Genomic DNA, 19,389 nt, shown 5'->3' with positions numbered 1-19,389 from the left:
CAGGGGAGGGGCCGGGGCAGCCTCCACAGGCGAACCCGAAGGGGAGGGGTGAATGGAGCGCGCCATCCGCACCACCTGCGCCTATTGCGGCGTCGGCTGCGGCATCTCCGCGACGCCGACCGGCCCCCGCTCGGTCACGATCAGGGGCGACGAGACTCACCCCGCCAATGCCGGCCGCCTCTGCTCCAAGGGCACGCATCTGGGCGAGACGACAGGGCTGACCGGCCGCCTGCTGCACCCGATGATCGGCAACAGGCGGGCAGGCTGGGACAAGGCGCTGGACCTTGTCGCCCGGCGCTTTCGCGAAACCATCGATCGTCATGGCCCGGACAGCGTGGCCTTCTACGTCTCCGGTCAGCTCATGACGGAGGACTATTATGTCGCCAACAAGCTGATGAAGGGCTTCATCGGCTCCTCCAACATCGACACCAACAGCCGCCTCTGCATGTCGAGCGCGGTCGCCGGGCACAATCGCGCCTTTGGCGAGGATGTCGTGCCCGCCAGCTATGACGATCTGGAGGAGGCGGACCTGATCGTGCTGGTGGGTTCCAACACCGCCTGGTGCCACCCCATCGTCTATCAGCGCATCCAGGCGGCCCGCGCCGCGCGCGGCACGAAACTGGTCGTCATCGACCCGCGCCGCACCGAAACCTGCGAAGGGGCCGATCTGCATCTGCCGGTGAAGCCCGGCACCGACGTTGCCCTGATGAACGGCCTGCTGGCCTGGATAGCGCAGCAGGGGCTCACCGATCCGGCCTTCCTCGCCGATCATGTCAGCGCGCCCGAGGGTTTCTGGGAACATATCCGCACCGGGCACGATCTCTGGACGACCGCGAAGACCTGCGACGTCGCGCCCGCGCTGCTGGAGCAGTTCTACACGCTGTTCGCCGCCACGCCGCGCACGGTGACGCTGTTCAGCCAGGGCATCAACCAGTCGATCCGCGGCACCGATCAGGTGAACGCGATCATCAACGTCCACCTCGCCACCGGCCGCATCGGCAAGCCGGGCGCGGCGCCCTTCTCGATCACCGGCCAGCCCAACGCCATGGGCGGGCGGGAAGTCGGCGGCCTCGCCTCGACGCTCGCCGCGCATATGGACTTCGCGCCGGACAATGTGGCGCGGGTGGGCCGCTTCTGGGCCGCGCCGAAAATGGCCACCAAAGCGGGCCTGAAGGCCGTCGACCTGTTCCGCGCCGTCGATGAGGGCCGGATCAAGGCGCTCTGGGTCATGGCGACCAACCCGGCCGTCTCCATGCCCGACGCGAACCGGGTCAGGGACGCGCTGGCCGCCTGTCCCTTCGTCGTCATGTCGGACATCATGGCCGACACCGATACGGGCGCGCATGCCCATGTCCGCCTGCCCGCCGCCGGCTGGGGGGAAAAGGACGGCACCGTCACCAATTCGGACCGCACGATCAGCCGCCAGCGCCCCTTCCTGCCGCTGCCCGGAGAGGCGAAGCCGGACTGGTGGATCGTCAAGGAGGTCGCCCGCCGCATGGGGTGGCGCAATGCCTTCGCCTATGATCGGCCCGCCGACATCTGGCGCGAACATGCGCGGCTCACCGCTTATGGCAATGACGGGCAGCGGGTGCTGAACCTGCGCGCCTGGGCCGCCATCGGCAATGATGCCTATGACGCCATGGAGCCGTTCCGCTGGGGCGGCACGCCCTTTGCCGACGGCCGCTTCCCGACGCCGGACGGCCGGGCGCGGCTGGTCCTGACGAAGCAGATGGACATGCAGGAGCCGCTGAAACAGTGGCCGATGACGCTCAACACCGGCCGTTATCGCGACCAGTGGCACACGATGAGCCGCACCGGCCTGTCCCCGAAACTCGCCCGCCATCGCGAAGAGCCGCTGGTGGAAATCCACCCGCGGGACGCGGCGGCGCTGGGGATTGCCGACCGCGACCTTGCTCGCGTCGAGACGGCGCAGGGCAACAGCATCTTCCGCGTCAGCCTGAACGAAGGCCAGCGGCGCGGCGAAATCTTCACCCCGATCCACTGGACGGACCAGACGTCCAGCGGCGGGCGCACCGGCCTGCTCCCGCGTCCGCTGGTCGATCCCCATTCGGGCCAGCCCGGCTTCAAATCCACCCCGGCCAGCATCGGGAAGGTCGCGACCGAGTGGAGCGGTTTCCTCATCCTGCGCGATCGGGAAGGGATCGGGCAGCCGGTGAAGCTGCCCTGCCTCTGGTCCACCCGCATCGCCGTGCCGGGCGGCGCGCTCTACGAAATCGCCGGCAATGGCGACCCCGCCCGCCTCGACGCCTTTCTTCCGAAGGGCGACCGCGTCGAGGCGATGGACGCATCGCGCGGCACCCGCCGCATCGCGACCATCGGCGAAGGCAGGCTGAACGGCGTGCTGTTCGTGACGCGCAGCGGCCTGCTGCCCTCGCGCGACTGGCTGATCGGCCAGTTGCAGGCAGAGGGGGTGGGCGGCTCCGTCCTCGCGGCGCGGGAACCGGGCGCCGCTGGAGACAAGGGCGCGACCGTCTGCGTCTGCTTCGACATCGGCCTCAACCAGATCGTCGCCGCGATCCGCGACCGGCAACTGGTCGATGTGCCCGCCATCGGCAGGGCGCTGGGCGCGGGCACCAATTGCGGATCGTGCCGGCCCGCGCTCGCCAATATCCTTGCCCAAAACATGCAGGAGACGCTTCATGCAGCCGAATGATCTTATCGCCCCCGGACAGGTCTGGCTGGTCGGCGCGGGGCCGGGCGATCCGGACCTGCTCACCCGCAAGGCCGAAAGGCTGATCGCGGCGGCGGATGTCGTCTTCCACGACGCGCTGGTCGGGCCAGGCGTGATCGACCTCATCCCCCCAGACGTCGAGCGGGTCAGCGTCGGCAAGCGTTCGGGCCGCCATTCGAAGGCGCAGGGCAGCATCAACGACCTGCTGCTCGCGGCCGCCAGGGCGGACCGCCGCGTCGTCCGCCTCAAGGGCGGCGACCCCTCGGTCTTCGGCCGCTCGGCGGAGGAGATCGCCCATCTGGCGGAGGCGGGCGTTGCCGTGCGCATCTGCCCCGGCGTCACCACGGCCAGCGCGGCGGCGGCGAGCGGGCATGCCTCGCTCACGCTGCGCGGGGTGGCGCGGGGATTGACGCTGGTGACGGCGCATCTCAAGGCGGGCGAGCCGCTGCGGCTCGACTGGGAAGCGCTGGCCCGTCCGGGCGGCACGCTCGGCATCTATATGGGCCGCGCGGCGGCGGGCGAGATCGGCCGCTGCCTGATCGCCGCCGGACGCGATCCCGAAACGCCGGTGATGGTGGCGGTCAACGTCTCCCTGCCCAATGAACGCCTGATCCGCGGCAAGCTGTCGGCGCTCGCCTTTCTGGTGCAGACGATCAGCGACGACGACCCGACGCTGCTGCTGATCGGGGAGGCGGTGGCCGGGACGCATGCGCCTGCCGACCTCGCCGCGCATGTTGGCCTTCACGCCTGACGACCGTCTCGACCCGGCCGGGTGAGTCTCTCCAGATCCTCCGGCCGGTTGATGTTGGGCAGCACGAACTCCGGCCGCTCCACGATCCGCGCGCCCACCCGCTCCAGCCAGCCACGGATCGACCGGTTATTCTCCTCCGCCAGATGCGCGTCCAGCTCGCCAGCCAGCGAAGCAGGCCAGAAGCCGATCAGCTGCTGCCCCTTGAGGATGGCGGCTCCCTGTCCGATCAACGCCTCCGCCAGCCCGTCCGGATAGGCGGGCACGTCGCATCCGGTCGTCAGCACCGCGTCATAACCCTGCGCCCGCGCATGATGCAGCGCCGCGTTCAGGCCCCCCAGCGGCCCCATGTCCGCAGCCGGCCGATCCGCCAGCCCGATCATCCCCTCCACCTGCCGGCCGCAGACCGCCACGGTTTCGACCTGCCGCCCCAGCGCCGCCACCGCATGCTCCAGCAGGCTGCGCCCATCCAGCATCGCCCGCGCCTTGTCGCTGCCGAACCGGCTGGACCGCCCGCCGGCCAGAACCGCCCCCATCAGCCGCATCATGCGCCGCCCGCGATGATCCGGGCATAGCTGTCGGGATCGACATTGCTGCCGGAGATCACCACGACGCTCGCCCCCTCGGCATCCGGAGCCAGCCCGGCCAGCATCGCCGCCAGCGACGCGGCCCCGCCCGGCTCCACCACCAGCTTGAGCGCCGAAAAGGCAAAGCGCATCGCGTCGCGCACCTGATCGTCGCTCACCGCAAGGCCGCCCGCCAGATAGGCCCGGTTGATGGGAAAGGTCAGCGCCCCCGGCGCGGGAGACAGCAGGGCGTCGCAGATCGACCGCGCATCGGCCGACACGCTTTCCCGCACGCCGCTCGCCAGCGAGCGCGCCGTATCGTCGAACGCTTCCGGCTCCACCGCCAGGATCGCGACGCCGGGCTGGCGCGCCTTCACGGCGGTCGCAATTCCAGACACCATGCCGCCGCCGCCGCAATTGACGAGGATCTGGCCGATCTCCGCCCCTGCTTCGGCGGCCTGTTCCATGATCTCCAGCCCGATCGTCCCCTGGCCGGCCATGATGAAGGGATCGTCGAAGGACGGCACCAGCACCGCGCCCCGTTCGTTCGCCAGCCTCGTGGCGATTTCCTCCCGGCTTTGGGTGAAGCGGTCATAGGGCACGACATCGGCGCCCAGCGCCCGCGTATTCGCCGTCTTGATCGCGGGCGCGTCGGCCGGCATCACGATCGTCGCCGCCATGCCCAGCAACCGCGCCGCAAGGGCAACGCCCTGCGCATGATTGCCCGAAGACCAGGCGACGACCCCCGCCTTCCGCTCCGCCGCGTCCAGGCGGGCCAGCCGGTTGTAGGCGCCGCGGAACTTGAACGATCCGCTGTGCTGCGCGCCTTCGAACTTCACCAGCACGCGCCGGCCGCAGCGGGCGTTGAGCGCCGCATTTTCCAGCAGCGGCGTGCGGATGGCGGCAGGGGCGATGACCCGCGCCGCATCCTCGACATCGGCGGGGCTGATGGCGAACGGCATGCAATCTCCTTCCATGGCTGCCTCTTGGCATGGCCGCCGCTTTCCCTTATGGCGCGGGACGCGGGCGGGGCAATGCCTTCGCGCGCAAAAAGAAGATCGCGCCGGTGCCCCGAAGGGGGCTGAAAACGGGAATGCGGTGCGGACGGGAAACCGTCCTATTCCGCGGCTGTCCCTGCAACTGTAAGCGGTGAGCGCGATGCACTTCGGCCCAGGGGCCGGCCACTGGACGCAAGTCCGGGAAGGCGTGCATCGCCGCATTGACCCGCGAGCCAGGAGACCTGCCGGCGCATGGTCGCTCTTGCCTTGGTCCAGGGTATGGCCATGGCACGGTGTTCTCCGTCTGAGCGACGAAGCGGCGCAGGGCCGCATCGGTGCGGGGGGAGGGCACGGGCGCCGGCCATTTCCCCCGTCCGGCCGCGCGAGCGGACGCCCTGAGCCATGTTGCACCGGCGCTCAGGGGGAATATAGACATGTTGAGGATTTCCATTTCCATCGCCGCCTTGCTCGCGGCCGCTCCCGCCCTGGCGGAGGATGAGATCATCGTCACCGCGCTGGGCATCGAACAGCCGCGCGACGAGGTCGGCCAGGCGGTCACGGTCATCGACGCCGACACCATCCGCACCCGCCAGAGCGTCAGCGTCGTCGACCTGCTGGCCACCACGCCGGGGGTGCGCTTCAACCGCAGCGGCAGCCTTGGCGGCGTGACCGGGGTTTCGTTGCGCGGGGCGGAAACGACGCAGACGCTGGTGCTGATCGACGGGGTCAAGGTCAACGACACCAGCGGCATCGGCGACATGTACGACTTCGGCAATCTGCTGACCGGCAATATCCGGCGAATCGAAATTTTGAGGGGGTCCAACTCCATCGCCTATGGCAGCCAGGCCATAGGCGGCGTCGTCAACATCATGACCGGCACGCCTGCCGCCGGTTTCGCGGGCAATGCCTCGGTCGATTACGGTTACAGCAATACGCTGAACGCCAAGGCGGATGTTTCGGGCGGCAGCGGCATCGCTTCGGGCGGCGTCGGCATCGCCTATTTCAACACCGACGGCATTTCCTCCGCCGCCAGCGGCACGGAAAAGGACGGGTATGAGAATATCGCCGCCAATGCCAAGCTCAAGCTGGCCTTCACCGATACGCTCAGCCTCGACCTGCGCGGCTATTATATCCATGCCGATCTGGATACCGACAACGGCGTGGTGGACAGCACCGCCGACAGCTCGAAATCCGATCAATATGTCGGCTATGCCGGTCTGAACCTGTCGCTGTTCGACGGCAGGCTCACCAACCGGGCGGCCGTGACCTGGTTCCGCATGGACCGCGACTATACATCCGCATTCGGCCCTTATGGCTATTCGGGCACCAATCTGCGCTTCGAATATGAGGGTGTTTATCAGCCGGTCGATCAGGCCAAGCTGGTCTTCGGCTATGAACATGAACGGCCCGACTACGACTTCTCCGGCTTCGGCTCGACCGAAAGCCACCGGGCCGATATGGACAGCGTCTATGCGCTGGCCATCGTGAAGCCGGTCGCCGGCCTGTCGCTGACCGCCGGCGCGCGGCATGACGATCACAGCCAGTTCGGCGGCGCGACCACCTTCGGCGCCAATGCGAACTACACGCCCAACGCCGGCGCGACCAACATCCGCATGAGCTATGGGGAGGGGTTCAAGGCCCCCTCGCTCTACCAGCTTTACGGCGCCGACGTCGGCAATGCGGGCCTGCGCCCGGAGCGGTCGAAAAGCTACGACATCGGCTTCGACCAAAGGCTGGACGGCGACCGGGCGATCCTCTCCGTCACGGCTTTCCGCCGCGACACCAAAGACCAGATCAACTATGATTATTCGATCGGTCTTTACGGCGGTTACAATAATCTCGACCGCACCCGCGCCAAGGGGGTGGAGGCGATGCTGGCCCTGAAGCCTGTCGAGGCGCTGACCGTCACCGCCGCCTACAGCTATGTCGATGCGCGCGACCGCAATACCGACGCCCGGCTGCCGCGCCGCGCCGCCGATGCGGTCAGCGTTTCGGCGGACTATGTCTGGCCCTTCGGCCTGTCGACCGGCGCGACCGTGACGATGGTGGGCGACAGCTTCAACGATGCGACCAACGCGATCCGGCTGGACGGCTATGCCGTGACGGACGTGCGGGCATCCTTCCCGATCCGGGAAAATCTGGAGATCTACGGCCGCATCGACAATCTGACCGATGAGAAATATGCCACGGTCCATGGCTATGGCACCTATGGCCGGTCGGCCTTCGGCGGCGTGCGTGTGCGCTTCTGAAAATAGCCTAATGGCGCGGCGCGGCGTTCACCCGCGCCGTGCCCTTGTGCGCAGCGCCGTCAAGCTGCGCTGCGATGCCCCGCGCCGCCTCGACATAGGCGGGGCCGCCGCACACCGTCCACGCCTGCGGCACGCGGATGCGCGGGATGGCGCGCAGTATGGGGTGGTGCAGCATTTCCGTCCCCTGATCGACCACCTTCTCGCTGCCGCTCTCCACGATCAGCCAGTCCGGACGGGCGGCGATCATCTCCTCAAGCGACAGTTGCGACAGCGCCGGCTTGCCCAGCCTGCGGGCCAGATTGATCAGGCCCACCCGCTGCATCAGGTCGTCGACCAGCGTGCCGGTGCCGGTCATATAGCCGCGCCGCTGATAATAGGCCGCGACGCCGCGACGCTTCGGCGGGGGCTGGGCGGCGAGGTCGCGGTTCATCCGGGCGATCATCGCTTCGCCCCGTTCGGGATGGCCGACCGCCGCCGCCACCTGCCGGATCTGCGTCAGGATCATGGCATAGCTGTCCGCGCTCGCCAGCCCCAGGGTCCGCCACTCGCCCGGCGGCGCGCCGACGACGCTGCCGCCGGAAGGAAAGCCGATCAGCAGGTCGGGGCGGATCGCCAGCACTTCCTCCGCCGGGCGCTTGAGGGTGCGGAAGGCGCGGGCCCTGCCGACCGCCGCCGACAGTTCCGGGTCGTGCCCATAGGGGCTGAGCGCGGCGATCTGCGCCGGGTCCGCCAGAGCGAGCACATATTGGTCGGCGCAGGTGTTGAGCGACACGATGCGCCGGGGTTTGGCGGGCGCCGCGCCGGTCAGGGCCAGGGCGCAGAACGTTGTAAAGATCATTCTGCACCGCACGCTGCTGCTCCCGGATCGTGCCTCAACAAACCAACGTGCTCCCGCCTTCGCAGGAGCACGGCACGCTGTAGCAAGCAGGGAAGGACGCGCAAGCCATGAGCGCCCGGCGCCATCCGCTGCTGATCCCCACGCTGACGGCGCTGGCGCTGCTGGCCGCCCTTGCTTCCCTCACTCTGGGCGCGGTTCCGCTCTCCCCGGCGCGCATCTTCGCCGTCCTCGGCGGCGGCGGCGATGACGTCGCCCGCGCCATCCTTCTCGACCTGCGCCTGCCCCGCATGCTGCTTGGCCTGATCGTCGGCGCGATGCTCGGGCTGGCGGGCGCGGCGCTTCAGGGCTATCTGCGCAACCCGCTGGCCGAACCTTCGGTCCTGGGGGCCTCCAACTGCGCCGCGCTGGGCGCGGTCGGCGCGCTCTATTTCGGGCTGGCGCAGGCGCATCCGCTGGCGCTTCCCGCGCTCGCCATCATGACCGGCCTGATCGGCATCGCCGCGCTGTTCCTGCTCGCGGGGCCCGCGGAAAGCCCGCTCACGCTGATCCTCGCCGGCATCGCCATCGCGACGCTGGCGGGGGCGGGGATCAGCCTGTCGCTGAACCTGTCGCCCAATCCCTTCGCCGCCATGGAGATCATGAGCTGGCTGATGGGCAGCCTGGAAAACCGCGCCTACGGCCATGTCTGGATCGCGCTGCCCTGCGTCGTGGTGGGGGCGGCGCTGCTGATCGCGGACCGACGGACGCTGGACGCGCTGACGCTGGGGGAGGATGGGGCGCAGGCGCTCGGCATCGACCTTCGCCGGGCGCGCATCCGCCTGATGCTGGGCGTCGCCATCGGCGTCGGCGGCGCGGTGGCGGTGTCCGGGGCGATCGGCTTCGTCGGCCTGATCGTGCCGCATCTGGTGCGGCCGCTGACCGACCGCTCCCCCTCCGCCATATTGCTGCCCTCCATGCTGGGCGGCGCGGCGCTGCTGACGCTGGCGGACATCGGCGTGCGGCTGATACCGACCGGCAGCGAACTCAAGTTGGGGGTGCTGACGGCGCTGCTGGGTGTCCCGGTGTTCCTGATGCATCTGATGCGGGAGAGGCGGCTATGGTGACGATCCGCGCCCAGGGGCTTTCCGTCAGGCTGGGCCGCCATCCGGCGGTAAGCGGCGTCGATCTTGAGCTCGGGCCGGGCGAGCTGGTCGGCATCATCGGTCCCAATGGCGCAGGGAAGTCGACGCTGATCCGCGCCATGCTGGGCCTTGTGAAACGGGAAAACGGCTCCGTCCTCATCGACGGCGCCGATAGCGCGCGGCTCGGCCGGCAGCAGATCGCCCGGCGCATCGCCTATCTGCCGCAGGGACAGACGCTGCACTGGCCGCTGGCGGTGGAGCGGCTGGTGGCGCTGGGCCGCCTGCCGCATCTGGGGCCGCTGTCCCGCCTTTCCGTGGAGGATGAGGCGCTGATCGACGCCGCCCTGATGCGCGCCGACGCGCTGCATCTGAAGGGCAGGGTGGCGACCGAATTGTCGGGGGGCGAGCGCGCCCGCGTGCTGCTGGCCCGGGCGCTGGCGGTCGGCGCGCCCGCGCTGATCGCGGACGAGCCCTTGGCCGCGCTCGATCCGGGGCATCAGATCGACGTCATGGACCTGCTCAGGGCAGAGGCGCGGGCGGGATCGCTGGTCGTCACCGTGCTGCACGACCTGGGCATGGCGGCGCGCTATTGCGACCGGCTGGTGCTGATGGATCGCGGCTCGCCGGTGGCCGACGGCGCGCCGCTGGACGTGCTGACGGCGGGGAATCTCGCCAAAGTGTACGGCATTTCGGCGCGCATAGAAACGGACGGCGACTGGCCATTGATCCTGCCGACCGGGCGGACCGCGTCCTGACCGTCATCTGCGGCGTGCTCCCGCCGTTGCAGGAGCACGCGGCACGCTATTCGGCAAAGGCGCGTGGCGCGGGCGCGACGACCGTGAAGGTGCCCGCGCCGATCTCCGACACTTCCAGCGCCCGTTCCGCAATGCCGTCCCGGCCGAAGCGGAACGCGCCGTCGATCCCGGCAAAGCCCCCCGCATCGCGCAGCCGCGCCGCCGGGAAGGTCGTCCCCGGCTTCCAGTCGCGCGCGATCCGCACGGTCAGCAGCACCGCGTCATAGCCGAGCGCCGACAACCGGAACGGCGCATTGCCGTAGCGCGCCCGATATTTGGTCGCGAGCTGGCGGTAGAGGCCATCCGACACGCTGGCGAACCAGGCGCCGCGCAGCACCGGGCTGGATGCCAGGCCGCTGTCCGTATTCCACAATTCGGTGCCCAGCAGCCGCGCCGTCGCGCCGCCATTCTTCCGCACGATCGGCGCGACCTGCACCGCCACCCGGCCGCTGTCCGCGATCAGCAGCGCGTCATAGCTGGAGGACGCCTGCAATTTCCTGACCGCCGCCGTGATGGAGGCGGGGCTGCGGTCGAAGGTCTGCATCGACACCACGGTTCCGCCCGCACCCTCGACCGCGCGCAACAGGGCGGTGCCCGACCGCTCGCCATAGGTTCCCTTGGGCACCAGCGCGGCGAATTTGGACAGGCCCTTGCCCCTGGCGAATTCCACCACCCGTTCGATCGACTGGTTGGGGTTGTAGCCCATGACGTAGACGCCGTTCCCGGCGACGCTGGTGTCGTTGGAGAAGCTGATGACCGGCACATTGGCCCGCGCCGCGATGGGGCCGACGATCCGCGCATCCTCCGCCAGCAACGGCCCCAGGATCAGCTTGTTGCCGTCCGCCAGCGCCTTGTTCGCCGCCGCCGCCGCGCCGACCCCGGTGTCGTAGGTGGTGATGCGCACCTTGTCGGCCTTGGTGTCGAGCAGCGCCAGCGTGGTCGCATTGGCGATCGACTGGCCGACCCCGGCATTGGGACCGCTCATCGGCACCAGCAGCGCGACGCGATGGCGCAGCGTGTCGGTGGGCAGGCCTTCGGTGACGTCGGGGCCCGTCTGCACCGGCCCGCTGGGCTGCGCCGGACCGGGGCCCTTGGGCACGATCGACTGACAGGCGGCGACCAGCAAAGCCGTCGCGGCGAACAAAATCCGCCCGGCGCGTCGCATCGAAGCGAACAAGTCCGCTTGCCGGGGGGCATCCGTCTCTGTCATCTGGCATCCTTATGGAAACTGAACCGTCTAGGCTTGAACCGGGGCTTTACATCGTTGCGGGGCCGATCGGCAACCTTGCAGACCTAACCCCCCGCGCGGCCGAAGTCCTGCGTCTGGCCGATGTGATCGCCGTGGAAGATACACGGGTCAGCGCACGGCTGCTGCGCCATGCCGGGTCCGACCGGCCGATGGTCCCCTATCACGACCATAGTGCGGAGGGGGTGCGGGCCCGCCTGATCGAGCGGATGGCGCGCGAATCGGTGGCGCTTCTCTCGGACGCGGGCACCCCGCTGATCTCCGATCCGGGCTACAAGCTGGTGCGCGACGCCCGCGCCGCCGGACGCAGGATCACGACGCTGCCCGGCCCCAGCGCCGCCATCGCCGCGCTCACCCTGTCGGGCCTGCCCACCGACCGCTTCCTCTTCATGGGCTTCCTGCCGTCGAAGCAGAAGGCGCGGGGCGATGTCCTCGCCGAAGTCGCTGCCCTGCGCGCCACGCTCGTCTTCTACGAAAGCGGCCCGCGCCTGTCGGAAAGCCTTGCCGCCATGGCGGAGCATCTGGGCGACCGCGAAGCCGCCGTCTCGCGGGAGATCAGCAAGGCCTTCGAGGAAACCGCAACGGGCACGCTGAGCGAACTCTCCGCCCGCTATGCCGACGCCCCGCCCAGGGGGGAGATCGTCGTCACCGTCGGCCCCCCCGGCGAGGCGCCGCCCGCCAGCGCCGAGGATGCCGACGCGGCGCTGCTGGAGGCGATGGAACGCCTCCCCCTGTCCAAGGCGGCTGGGGAGGTCGCGAAGAAGCTCGGTCTCGACCGCCGCGCCCTCTATGATCGCGCGCTGGAACTCAGGGGGTGACGGGAACTCGGGGGGTGAAGCGCCGGGCAGCCGAAAAGCGCGGAAAACAGGCGGAGCGCATCGCCGGCTGGTGGCTGCGGCTCAAGGGCTGGCAGATCGTCGGCCGCCGCCTGCGCACGCCCGCGGGGGAGGTCGACCTCGTCGCCCGGCGCGGCAGGATGCTGGCCTTCGTCGAGGTCAAGGCAAGGGCGACGGATGCCGATCTTCACCTCGCCATAGACGAACGCCGCCTCTCCCGCGTCGCGGCGGCGGCGGAAATCCTGTTCCACGACCTTGCAAAACCGGGCGACGACATGCGAATCGACGTGATGCTCCTTGCGCCGGGCCGCCCGCCGCGCCATCTGGCCAATGTCTGGCACGGGGGGTAGGTTGAACCGATCCTCCCGTTCCGTTCGCCCTGAGCCTGTCGACCCGAGGGCCGAGCTTGCTCAACGGCGAAACTTCTCTTCAGGAAAGGGATGGGCTTCGACAGGCCCATCCCGAACGGTAGGAAAAGCAAGTCGATGACGACCGAACTCAACCCGCTCACCGTCGCCGTGCAGATGGACCCGATGGAGGGCATCAGGATCGGCGGCGATTCGACCTTCCACATCATGCTGGCGGCGCAGGCGCGGGGACACCGGCTCTATCATTATCTCGCCCCGGACCTCACCTATCGCGACGGCTGCGTGCTGGCGCGGGCGCGCCCGGTCAGGGTGCAGAAGGTGGAGGGCGACCATTTCGCCTTCGGGGAGGCGGAGGTGCTGGACCTTGGCCGGGACGTCGACGTGGTCCTCATGCGGCAGGACCCGCCCTTCGACCTCAGCTACATCACCGCCACGCACCTGCTGGAGCGCGTGCAGGAAGAAACGCTGGTGGTGAACGATCCCGCCTCCGTCCGCAATGCGCCGGAAAAGCTGTTCGTGCTCGACTATGCGCGCTTCATGCCGCCGACGATGATCACCCGCGACCTGGAGGAGGTGAAGTCCTTCCTCGCCCAGCATGGCGAAGTCGTGGTGAAGCCGCTCTACGGCAACGCGGGCAATGCCGTCTTCCATGTCGGGCGGTCCGGCGCGAATCTCTCCGCGCTGGTGGAACTGTTCAAATCCTCCTGGGTCGAACCCTTCATGGTGCAGGCCTTCATCCCTGGCGTCGCGGAAGGCGACAAGCGGATCGTGCTGGTCGACGGCGAAGTCGCGGGCGCGGTCAACCGCATTCCCGGCGCGGGCGAGATCCGCTCCAACCTCGCCGTGGGCGGTTCGGCCGCGAAGACGGTGCTGACCGAACGCGAACTGGAAATCTGCGAAGCGCTGGGTCCGGAACTCAGGCGGCGCGGCCTGCTGTTCGTCGGCATCGACGTGATCGGCGGCGAATGGCTGACGGAAATCAACGTGACGTCCCCGACCGGCATCGTCTCCATCGACGCCTTCAACGGCACGGACACCGGCGGGATGATCTGGGACGCGATCGACGCCCGGCTGGCGGCGCGGGCAGCCGCTTGAATCGATATGGCGTCATCCCGGCCGGGGCGGGGACGCCATGCGGCAGGGCCGACCGCGCGAAGGGATGGGCGATCGGATGACCGACTGGGTCCTCCGCCTGATCGATGCGGGCGGCTATTGGGGCATATTCGTCCTGATGGTGCTGGAAAATGTCTTCCCGCCGATCCCGTCCGAACTCATCATGGGCATTGGCGGCATCCGCGTCGGGCAAGGCCGGATGGAGATGGGATGGCTGCTGTTCGCGGGCACCGTCGGGACCACCATCGGCAATTATTTCTGGTATATGATCGGCCACCGGCTGGGCTTCGGCCGGTTGAAGCCGATCGTCGACCGCTATGGCCGCTGGGCGACGCTGGAGTGGAAGGATGTCGAGGCGCTCGATCATATCTTCGGCAAATATGGGCAGATCGTGGTGTTCGTCTTCCGCTTCATGCCCGCCTTCCGCACGATGATCTCGCTGCCCGCCGGCCTGTTCCGCATGGGGCATTTCCGCTTCCTGCTCTGGACCAGCGGCGGGGCGCTGGTGTGGAACATCGTCCTTGCCTATGCGGGCTATATATTGGGCCAGAATTTCCGCGACATCGACAAATATGTCGGACCCGTGGCGACCGCCTGCGTGGTCGGGGCGGTCCTCTTCTACCTCTGGCGGCTGGCCACCTGGAAGCCGAGGGGGTGATCCCGGATCGTCATGCTCCCGCGCGGGCAGGAACCCGGTTCGGACGAGGAAACGGCTTCACGCCCGGGGATGGGCGTTGCGATAAATATCCAGCAGATGCGCCGCATCGACCTGCGTATAGATCTGCGTCGAGGACAGGCTGGCATGGCCCAGCAATTCCTGCAACGACCGCAGGTCCGCCCCGCGCCCCAGCAGATGCGTCGCGAAACTGTGGCGCAGCGCATGGGGCGTCGTCCGGTCCGACAGGCCCAGCCGTCCCCTCGCGCCCTGCACGGCGCGGCGGATCAGCGCCGGCGAAAGCGGCCCGCCCCGCGCGCCCCGGAACAGCGGCCCGTCCTTCTCCTGCCCAAAGGGACAGAGCGACATATAGGCTTCCATCGCCTCCCGCACCTGCGGCAATAACGGCACGATCCGGGTCTTGCCCCGCTTGCCCGTGACGCGCAGGGTTTCCCCCAGGGGCAGCACCGCGCCGGTCAATCCCATCGCCTCCCCGATGCGCAGTCCCGCCCCGTAAAGCAGCAGCAGCACCGCCCAGTCCCGCGCGCCGATCCACGGCTCCCGCGCGGTTTCGGCTATGTCCCCGGCCAGCGCCACGGCTTCGTCGGGCGATACGGGGCGGGGCAGGCCGCGCTTCACCCGCGGCCCCTTCAGCATCGGGACGCGGGCATCCTCGCCGCCCACGAACCGCAGGAAACCGCGCACCGCCGACAATTCCCGCGCCGCCGAGACGTTGCCGATGCCGTCCATCCGCCGCACCGTCAGGAAAGCGCGCAGATCGGCCTGTTCGATGCCCGCCAGCATCGCCGCCGTCACCGCTTCGCCGCGATGCTCCTCCAGGAAGGCCAGCAACCGTTCGGCGGTCGCCACATAGGCGCGCACCGTATGCACCGACCGCCGCCGGTCCAGCGCCAGATGCCGCCGCCATTGTTCGCAAAGATCGTCCGAAGCCGCCATGGCGCCATGATAGGGCAGGGGATCGCCCTTGAAAACCGCCCGGAAATGGGCACATGGGATCGGACATGGCAACACCCTTCGATCCGGCCGACCTGCCCACCGGCGCGCTGATGCGGCTTTCTCCGCTGGTGGGTCGCGTGCTCGCGCCCAATCCCTCGCCCTTCACCTATACGGGCACGCAGACCTATCTGGTGGGCGCGCAGGATGTGGCGGTCATCGATCCCGGCCCCGACGACGCGGCGCATCTGGCCGCGCTGCTCGACGCGATCGGCGGGCGTCCGGTCAGCGCGATCCTCTGCACCCACACCCATCGCGACCATAGCCCGGCCGCCGCGCCGCTCAGCGCCCGGACCGGCGCTCCGGTCGTCGGCTGCGCGCCGCTGACGCTGGACGACGACGGACCCCGCGCCGATGCCGCCTTCGACGCCGCCTATCGTCCGGACCGGGTGCTGGCGGATGGCGAACAGCTTGGCGGCCGGGACTGGACGCTGACGGCCGTTGCGACGCCGGGCCATACCTCCAACCATCTCTGCTTCGCGCTCGCGGAGGAAAATGCCCTATTCACCGGCGATCATGTGATGGGCTGGTCCACCAGCGTGGTTTCGCCGCCGGACGGAGACATGACCGCCTATATGGCCTCGATGCAGCGGCTGCTCGACCGGACCGACGCGGTCTATTATCCGGCCCATGGCGATGCGGTCGACAATCCGCAGCGGCTGGTGCGCGGCATGATGGGCCACCGAAAGCAGCGCGAAGGCCAGATATTGCGCTTTCTGGAACGCAACGGCGCATCGGAAATCCCCGCCATGGTCACGGAAATGTACAGGGGCGTCGATCCCCGGCTGCACAGCGCCGCGGGGCGTTCGGTGCTGGCGCATCTCATCGACCTCGACGGGCGCGGCATCGCCGCCGCGACGGGGGACGGACGATGGCAGTTGCGCTGAAGCGCTTCGCCGGCCCCGTCCTGGCCGTCCTGGCCCTGCTCGCCGCAGGGGCGGCCATGCTGGTCGGCTGGCACCGCTATGAACGCGACTATGCGGTGACGGTGGAGGAGGACGGCTCGGCCGTCACCAGGGTCATTGCGGAACGTTTCGCGGGCGCCTCCAGCCTCAAGGTGTCGGAACTGTCCGGCACGATACAGAGCACGGCGCAGGATGTGCGCGGCTTCGGGCTGCTGAAGTCGGACCAGCTGGTGAAGATGCCCTTTTCGGTCGCCTATTTCATCGACGTCGGCGGCATCGGCGCCGGCGATCTGGAATGGAATGAAAAGACCCGGACGCTCATCGTCAACGCGCCGGACGTGAAGCCGGGGCGGCCTAATATCGACGAAAGCCGCCGGACGCTGGTGCAGACCAACGGCCTGTTCGTGACCCGGCAGGCGGGGGAGGAACTCAGCCGCCGCACCTCGCTCCACGCGCAGGGACGCGCGGACAGGGAAGCGCGCTCGCCCGAACGCATGGCGCAGGCGCGCGATTATGGCCGCGCCGCGCTCGGCAGGCTGCTCGGCGCGCCGCTGGGGGCGCTGGGCTATGGCGACGCGCGGGTGATCGTCACCTTCCCGCCGGAACGCGCCGACCGCGACTGGGATCGATGGGACGTGACGACGCCCATCAACGATGTACTGGCCAACAGCCGCAACGCCCGTTAGGGGGCGCTGGATGAAGGCCCTTCAAGGAGCAGGGTAGGGACATGAACGCCATCACCGGAATCCCGCAGGGGATCGACCTGCGCGCGGAGATCGACCGGCTGCGCAAGGAACGCAACGCCGTCATCCTCGGCCATTATTACCAGAAGCCGGAGATCCAGGACCTGTCCGATTTCGTGGGCGATTCGCTGGAACTCTCGCGCAAGGCGGCGGAGACGGACGCCGATGTCATCGCCTTCTGCGGCGTGCGCTTCATGGCGGAAACGGCGAAGATCCTCTCGCCGGAAAAGATCGTGGTGCTGCCGGACATGGATGCGGGATGCAGTCTGGAGGACAGTTGCCCGCCCGCCCAGTTCAAGGCCTTCCGGGAGGCGCATCCCGACCATATCGCGCTCAGCTACATCAACTGCTCGGCGGAGGTGAAGGCGCTTTCCGACATCATCGTCACCTCCTCCTCGGCGGAAAAGATCCTGGCGCAGATTCCGAAGGATCAGAAGATCATCTTCGGCCCCGACAAGCATCTGGGCGGCTATCTGAAGCGCAAGCTGGGCCGCGACATGCTGCTCTGGCCGGGCGTCTGCATCGTGCATGAGGCGTTCAGCGAGACGGAACTGCTGAAGCTCAAGGCCCAGCATCCCGGCGCTCCTGTCGCCGCGCACCCGGAATGCCCGCCCCATATCGTCGACCATGCCGATTATATCGGCTCGACCAGCGGCATATTGGAATTTTCCAAGACCATGCCCGGCGACACGCTGATCGTCGCCACCGAACCGCATATCATCCACCAGATGCAGAAGGCGGTGCCGGAAAAGAATTTCATCGGCGCGCCCGGCGCGGACGGCAACTGCAACTGCAATATCTGCCCCTATATGGCGCTCAACACGATGGAGAAGCTCTATCTGGCGCTGCGCGACCTCCAGCCGCGCATCGAGATGGAGGAGGGGCTGCGCCTCGCCGCCAAGAAGAGCCTCGACCGCATGCTCGAAATGGCGAGCGGCACGGTCGGGCAGGGCGATCTGGGCACGCGCTGATGGAACGGATGGTCACGGCCGTGGAAGTCGCGCGCCGCCACCATATATCGGACAAGCGGTTGCGCGGCATTCTGCGCCGCGACTGGCCATGGCCGCGGCGCAAGCATGACTTCTGGACCTTCCCGGCCGGCAGCGAGCAGGAAGCCATGATGGAAATGATCGCAAAAAGGCTGGCGGCAGCATGACCTTCGCTCTCCCCGGCTTCGATCTCGACGCCTTCATCGCCTCGACCCTGGCGGAAGACCTTGGCCCCGATGGCCGCGACGTCACCAGCGAGGCGGTGATCCCCGCCGACGCGGTCTTCGACGGGGTGATGGACAGCCGCGACGCCGTGACGCTGGCGGGCCTGCCGATCGCTGCCGCCTTCTTCCGCGCGCTCGATCCGGCTGTGGAGATCGAACTGCTGAAGGAGGACGGCGATCGCGTGCCTGCGGGCACCGACATCATGCGCATCCGCGGCAAGGCCCGCGCCATGCTGACGGCCGAGCGGTCCGCCCTCAACACCGTCCAGCACCTGACCGGCATCGCGACCATGACCCGCGCCTATGTCGACGCGATCCTCGGTACCGGCGCGACGCTGCTAGACACGCGCAAGACCATTCCGGGCCTTCGCGTGCTGGAAAAATATGCGACGCGCATGGGCGGCGCGACCAATCACCGCATGGGCCTGTGGGACGCGGCGATGATCAAGGACAATCACGTCGCCGTCGCCGGATCGGTGGAGGAGGCCGTCCGCCGCGCCGCCGCCGCCGGAATCGCCAGCATCATCGTGGAGGTGGACCGCGTCGACCAGATCGAACCCGCGCTCGCCGCCGGGGCCACGCACCTCCTGCTCGACAATATGGACGCGCCCACCCTGCGCGGGGCGGTCACGCTGGTCGGCGGCCGCGTCCCCACCGAAGCATCGGGCGGCGTTACGCTCGACACCATCCGCGCCAGGGCGGAAACCGGCGTCACCTATATCAGCGTCGGCCGCCTCACCCAATCGGCCCCCGCCGCCGACATCGGCCTTGACTTCGCCTTTGCCTGAGGCCGCGCGTGCGCCCCGGCGCTTGCCCGCCGCTGGGCGCATTTGCAGGCCGCCAGGGCTGCATGTCGATACAGCCTAACCCTCGACGATCACGGTCGATGGATGATGCCGGTCCAGATGGTTGCGGATGATGCGCAGATTCTTCGTATTCGACTTGTAGAAGAAATCGAAAACATCCCCGGCAAAGGGAATGGCGCCGATCAACGTATCGAAGCCGACATTGGCCGCCATGCGCGTGAGCTGCCATTTCGACATGCCCAGGTTCCGCGCTTCCCACACGATCCACGCTCCCATGGCGGCCGTGGCGAAATCGCCCACCACGGGGATCAGCCCGACCAGACTGTCCAGCCCGACCCGCCGGTTGGTGCCGGGAAGGACGAACAGCCCCTCCAGCATCGCCTCCATCATCTCGATCCGCCTGCGCACCGAAGCCGGATCGCGGCCGAATCCGGGCATGTCGCGCACGATCCGGTCGAACTGGTCCTGCGAAATCGCCATCATC

Annotated in this window: 20 protein-coding genes and 1 riboswitch; of the genes, 14 read left to right on the top strand and 6 right to left on the bottom strand. The window is 68.5% G+C overall.

Translation table 11 applies throughout. The features are described from left to right. Nucleotides 1-52: 52 nt before the first annotated feature. Nucleotides 53-2,674 (top strand): nitrate reductase, encoded by a 2,622-nt coding sequence (locus TZ53_RS01245; protein ID WP_044660168.1) that lies wholly within the window; start codon nucleotides 53-55, stop codon nucleotides 2,672-2,674. Beyond that, nucleotides 2,661-3,443, top strand: coding sequence for a uroporphyrinogen-III C-methyltransferase (cobA, locus tag TZ53_RS01240; RefSeq protein ID WP_044660167.1), 783 nt, complete (start codon nucleotides 2,661-2,663; stop codon nucleotides 3,441-3,443). Before TZ53_RS01245 ends, cobA begins: the two co-directional genes overlap by 14 nt. Here cobA and mobA read toward each other — a convergent pair. Both mobA and TZ53_RS01230 read right to left on the bottom strand, forming a co-directional pair. Then, nucleotides 3,434-3,985 (bottom strand): molybdenum cofactor guanylyltransferase, encoded by a 552-nt coding sequence (gene mobA, locus TZ53_RS01235; RefSeq protein ID WP_082718793.1) that lies wholly within the window; start codon nucleotides 3,983-3,985, stop codon nucleotides 3,434-3,436. The genes cobA and mobA overlap by 10 nt on opposite strands. After that, on the bottom strand, nucleotides 3,985-4,968 hold the full coding sequence (locus TZ53_RS01230) for a threonine ammonia-lyase (protein ID WP_044660165.1): 984 nt from the start codon (nucleotides 4,966-4,968) through the stop codon (nucleotides 3,985-3,987). The genes mobA and TZ53_RS01230 overlap by 1 nt, the downstream gene beginning before the upstream one ends. Before the next feature lie 85 nt (nucleotides 4,969-5,053). Beyond that, a riboswitch (cobalamin riboswitch) is annotated at nucleotides 5,054-5,268 on the top strand. A 170-nt stretch (nucleotides 5,269-5,438) separates the two neighbouring features. Between TZ53_RS01230 and TZ53_RS01225 the strand changes: the two genes are divergently transcribed. Continuing rightward, the gene (locus TZ53_RS01225; RefSeq protein WP_044660164.1) at nucleotides 5,439-7,253 is read left to right on the top strand and encodes a TonB-dependent receptor plug domain-containing protein; all 1,815 of its coding nucleotides are present in this window, start codon (nucleotides 5,439-5,441) and stop codon (nucleotides 7,251-7,253) included. 7 nt (nucleotides 7,254-7,260) lie between these two features. Here TZ53_RS01225 and TZ53_RS01220 read toward each other — a convergent pair whose 3' ends face one another. Beyond that, nucleotides 7,261-8,091, bottom strand: coding sequence for an ABC transporter substrate-binding protein (locus tag TZ53_RS01220; RefSeq protein WP_371873057.1), 831 nt, complete (start codon nucleotides 8,089-8,091; stop codon nucleotides 7,261-7,263). 107 nt (nucleotides 8,092-8,198) lie between these two features. Between TZ53_RS01220 and TZ53_RS01215 the strand changes: the two genes are divergently transcribed. Together TZ53_RS01215 and TZ53_RS01210 are read left to right on the top strand one after the other, a co-directional pair. Then, complete coding sequence (locus tag TZ53_RS01215) at nucleotides 8,199-9,194, top strand: FecCD family ABC transporter permease (RefSeq protein ID WP_044660162.1); 996 nt, start codon at nucleotides 8,199-8,201, stop codon at nucleotides 9,192-9,194. After that, the gene (locus TZ53_RS01210) at nucleotides 9,188-9,967 is read left to right on the top strand and encodes an ABC transporter ATP-binding protein (RefSeq protein ID WP_044660161.1); all 780 of its coding nucleotides are present in this window, start codon (nucleotides 9,188-9,190) and stop codon (nucleotides 9,965-9,967) included. The genes TZ53_RS01215 and TZ53_RS01210 overlap by 7 nt, the downstream gene beginning before the upstream one ends. A 46-nt stretch (nucleotides 9,968-10,013) precedes the next feature. Here the strand turns inward: TZ53_RS01210 and TZ53_RS01205 are convergent, their stop codons facing one another. After that, on the bottom strand, nucleotides 10,014-11,216 hold the full coding sequence (locus TZ53_RS01205; RefSeq protein WP_044660160.1) for a penicillin-binding protein activator: 1,203 nt from the start codon (nucleotides 11,214-11,216) through the stop codon (nucleotides 10,014-10,016). Nucleotides 11,217-11,227: 11 nt separating this feature from the next. Here TZ53_RS01205 and rsmI point away from each other — a divergent pair, with 11 nt between their 5' ends. From rsmI to TZ53_RS01185, 4 genes are all read left to right on the top strand, one after another. Beyond that, nucleotides 11,228-12,070 carry a 16S rRNA (cytidine(1402)-2'-O)-methyltransferase gene (rsmI, locus tag TZ53_RS01200; protein ID WP_025547019.1) on the top strand — a complete coding sequence of 281 codons (843 nt, stop codon included), beginning with the start codon at nucleotides 11,228-11,230 and terminating at the stop codon, nucleotides 12,068-12,070. A 14-nt stretch (nucleotides 12,071-12,084) separates the two neighbouring features. Continuing rightward, a complete protein-coding gene (locus TZ53_RS01195) occupies nucleotides 12,085-12,438 on the top strand; it encodes a YraN family protein (RefSeq protein WP_025547016.1) in 354 nt (117 codons plus the stop codon). Between the two features lie 135 nt (nucleotides 12,439-12,573). Next, entirely contained in the window at nucleotides 12,574-13,551 is a 978-nt protein-coding gene (gshB, locus tag TZ53_RS01190; protein ID WP_044662768.1) for a glutathione synthase, read from the top strand. Between the two features lie 76 nt (nucleotides 13,552-13,627). Further along, nucleotides 13,628-14,227, top strand: coding sequence for a DedA family protein (locus tag TZ53_RS01185; protein ID WP_044662767.1), 600 nt, complete (start codon nucleotides 13,628-13,630; stop codon nucleotides 14,225-14,227). Between the two features lie 57 nt (nucleotides 14,228-14,284). Here the strand turns inward: TZ53_RS01185 and TZ53_RS01180 are convergent, their stop codons facing one another. After that, entirely contained in the window at nucleotides 14,285-15,181 is an 897-nt protein-coding gene (locus TZ53_RS01180) for a tyrosine recombinase XerC (protein ID WP_044662766.1), read from the bottom strand. Nucleotides 15,182-15,246: 65 nt separating this feature from the next. Between TZ53_RS01180 and TZ53_RS01175 the strand changes: the two genes are divergently transcribed. Genes TZ53_RS01175 through nadC form a run of 5 tightly spaced genes read left to right on the top strand, consistent with a single transcriptional unit; the run spans nucleotide 15,247 to nucleotide 18,887 of the window. Next, nucleotides 15,247-16,125 (top strand): MBL fold metallo-hydrolase, encoded by an 879-nt coding sequence (locus tag TZ53_RS01175; RefSeq protein ID WP_044660159.1) that lies wholly within the window; start codon nucleotides 15,247-15,249, stop codon nucleotides 16,123-16,125. Beyond that, complete coding sequence (locus tag TZ53_RS01170; protein WP_044660158.1) at nucleotides 16,110-16,829, top strand: DUF4230 domain-containing protein; 720 nt, start codon at nucleotides 16,110-16,112, stop codon at nucleotides 16,827-16,829. Before TZ53_RS01175 ends, TZ53_RS01170 begins: the two co-directional genes overlap by 16 nt. Nucleotides 16,830-16,870: 41 nt before the next feature. Then, nucleotides 16,871-17,857, top strand: a complete 987-nt coding sequence (gene nadA / locus TZ53_RS01165; RefSeq protein ID WP_044660157.1) for a quinolinate synthase NadA — start codon at nucleotides 16,871-16,873, stop codon at nucleotides 17,855-17,857. Further along, nucleotides 17,857-18,042 carry a hypothetical protein gene (locus TZ53_RS01160; protein ID WP_044660156.1) on the top strand — a complete coding sequence of 62 codons (186 nt, stop codon included), beginning with the start codon at nucleotides 17,857-17,859 and terminating at the stop codon, nucleotides 18,040-18,042. Before nadA ends, TZ53_RS01160 begins: the two co-directional genes overlap by 1 nt. After that, entirely contained in the window at nucleotides 18,039-18,887 is an 849-nt protein-coding gene (gene nadC, locus TZ53_RS01155) for a carboxylating nicotinate-nucleotide diphosphorylase (RefSeq protein ID WP_025547002.1), read from the top strand. Before TZ53_RS01160 ends, nadC begins: the two co-directional genes overlap by 4 nt. Nucleotides 18,888-18,962: 75 nt before the next feature. Here the strand turns inward: nadC and TZ53_RS01150 are convergent, their stop codons facing one another. Continuing rightward, nucleotides 18,963-19,385: a DUF4112 domain-containing protein gene (locus TZ53_RS01150; RefSeq protein WP_025547000.1), complete on the bottom strand. Its 423-nt coding sequence runs from the start codon at nucleotides 19,383-19,385 to the stop codon at nucleotides 18,963-18,965. Nucleotides 19,386-19,389: the final 4 nt, after the last annotated feature.

It is taken from the genome of Sphingobium sp. YBL2 (assembly GCF_000943805.1).
In the GTDB taxonomy this organism is placed as follows: domain Bacteria; phylum Pseudomonadota; class Alphaproteobacteria; order Sphingomonadales; family Sphingomonadaceae; genus Sphingobium; species Sphingobium fuliginis.
The sequence above is the reverse complement of the archived record's forward strand: the minus strand, read 5'-3'. Positions and strand labels throughout refer to the sequence as shown.

Coding starts and splice junctions, on each gene's coding strand:
- TZ53_RS01245 (WP_044660168.1), top strand. CDS start 53: ATGGAGCGCGCCATCCGCACCACCTGCGCCTATTGCGGCGTCGGCTGC.
- cobA (WP_044660167.1), top strand. CDS start 2,661: ATGCAGCCGAATGATCTTATCGCCCCCGGACAGGTCTGGCTGGTCGGC.
- mobA (WP_082718793.1), bottom strand. CDS start 3,985: ATGCGGCTGATGGGGGCGGTTCTGGCCGGCGGGCGGTCCAGCCGGTTC.
- TZ53_RS01230 (WP_044660165.1), bottom strand. CDS start 4,968: ATGCCGTTCGCCATCAGCCCCGCCGATGTCGAGGATGCGGCGCGGGTC.
- TZ53_RS01225 (WP_044660164.1), top strand. CDS start 5,439: ATGTTGAGGATTTCCATTTCCATCGCCGCCTTGCTCGCGGCCGCTCCC.
- TZ53_RS01220 (WP_371873057.1), bottom strand. CDS start 8,091: ATGATCTTTACAACGTTCTGCGCCCTGGCCCTGACCGGCGCGGCGCCC.
- TZ53_RS01215 (WP_044660162.1), top strand. CDS start 8,199: ATGAGCGCCCGGCGCCATCCGCTGCTGATCCCCACGCTGACGGCGCTG.
- TZ53_RS01210 (WP_044660161.1), top strand. CDS start 9,188: ATGGTGACGATCCGCGCCCAGGGGCTTTCCGTCAGGCTGGGCCGCCAT.
- TZ53_RS01205 (WP_044660160.1), bottom strand. CDS start 11,216: ATGACAGAGACGGATGCCCCCCGGCAAGCGGACTTGTTCGCTTCGATG.
- rsmI (WP_025547019.1), top strand. CDS start 11,228: ATGGAAACTGAACCGTCTAGGCTTGAACCGGGGCTTTACATCGTTGCG.
- gshB (WP_044662768.1), top strand. CDS start 12,574: ATGACGACCGAACTCAACCCGCTCACCGTCGCCGTGCAGATGGACCCG.
- TZ53_RS01185 (WP_044662767.1), top strand. CDS start 13,628: ATGACCGACTGGGTCCTCCGCCTGATCGATGCGGGCGGCTATTGGGGC.
- TZ53_RS01180 (WP_044662766.1), bottom strand. CDS start 15,181: ATGGCGGCTTCGGACGATCTTTGCGAACAATGGCGGCGGCATCTGGCG.
- TZ53_RS01175 (WP_044660159.1), top strand. CDS start 15,247: ATGGCAACACCCTTCGATCCGGCCGACCTGCCCACCGGCGCGCTGATG.
- TZ53_RS01170 (WP_044660158.1), top strand. CDS start 16,110: ATGGCAGTTGCGCTGAAGCGCTTCGCCGGCCCCGTCCTGGCCGTCCTG.
- nadA (WP_044660157.1), top strand. CDS start 16,871: ATGAACGCCATCACCGGAATCCCGCAGGGGATCGACCTGCGCGCGGAG.
- TZ53_RS01160 (WP_044660156.1), top strand. CDS start 17,857: ATGGAACGGATGGTCACGGCCGTGGAAGTCGCGCGCCGCCACCATATA.
- nadC (WP_025547002.1), top strand. CDS start 18,039: ATGACCTTCGCTCTCCCCGGCTTCGATCTCGACGCCTTCATCGCCTCG.
- TZ53_RS01150 (WP_025547000.1), bottom strand. CDS start 19,385: ATGGCGATTTCGCAGGACCAGTTCGACCGGATCGTGCGCGACATGCCC.